This window comes from Oleiphilus sp. HI0132 (assembly GCF_001635845.1).
In genome coordinates, this window is sequence record NZ_LWGJ01000260.1 from 1 (window position 1) to 1,035 (window position 1,035).

Sequence of the window (1,035 nt, forward strand, 5' to 3'; positions counted from 1 at the left end):
CTTAGCCATGCGATTTCTATCGAGTTGCCATCAGGAAGCTTAAGCTCGGCAAACCACTGACTGAAGTTCAATAGATGTTGCTCGGCAAGAATTTCAGTGGGAGCCATTAAAGCGACTTGAGCACCCGACTCTACAACCTTTAAGGCTGCCAAGGCCGCAACGATGGTCTTACCTGAGCCGACATCGCCTTGTACCAATCGTAGCATGGGGAAGGCTTGGCCTAGGTCATGGTCGACGTCGCTGCACACTTTTTTTTGTGCACCGGTTAGTTCAAAGGGGAGCTGCTCAAGCAGTTGAGTGCCTAGCTGGCTATTATTCTGGCAAGGCAAGGCTTGGTGACTTTGTACGCCTTTGCGGAGTTTTAACAGACTTAAGTGATGCCCGAGTAATTCTTCAACAATAAGGCGTTGCTGACATAAATGCCGCCCTTCTAGCAAAGCGAGTTGGTCGGCTTCGGTTGGTGGAGCATGTAAGTAACTTAGTGCATGTTTAAGTTCCGGTAGCTGGTAGGCTTTTCGAATGCTAGGCGGCAGTAGATCGCGGACATCGCAGCGATCCAGCCAGCCAAGCGCTTGACGACAGATTGCACGGAGTCTTGCTTGTTGAATTCCTTCGGTTAAGGGATAAACCGGAGTTAAAGTTTCGGGTGCGGTATTCTTCTCGTCCCCTGTGATGATATTGTACTCAGGGTGATAGAATTCTATTCCCAGCTTTCCAAGCCTGGCCTCACCATAGCAACGCAGGTAGGTACCTTTTTGAAGTTGCCGGGCTTGAGCTGCGCTGAAGTGATAAAAACGCAGTGTAACGGTGCCGCTGGCGTCTTTTACTTTGACTTCTAGACTACGCCTTCTTCCATGAACGACTCTACTACCGAGCACTTCCACTTCAAACAAGCCTTGCATGCCGGGGCGAAGCGAGGCTGCAGAGTGAATACGAGTTCGGTCTTCGTAACGAAAAGGCAGGTGGAAGAGTAGGTCCTGCATGTTGTGAATATCGAGCTTGGAAAGTGTTTCAGCCAGTTTGGCGCCCACACCT

At 50.2% G+C, this 1,035-nt stretch carries 1 protein-coding gene; it reads right to left on the reverse strand.

All coding sequences use genetic code 11. The features are described 5' to 3' along the window. On the reverse strand, positions 1-1,035 hold a 1,035-nt coding region (locus A3766_RS03205), incomplete at both ends, for a DEAD/DEAH box helicase (protein ID WP_156508647.1).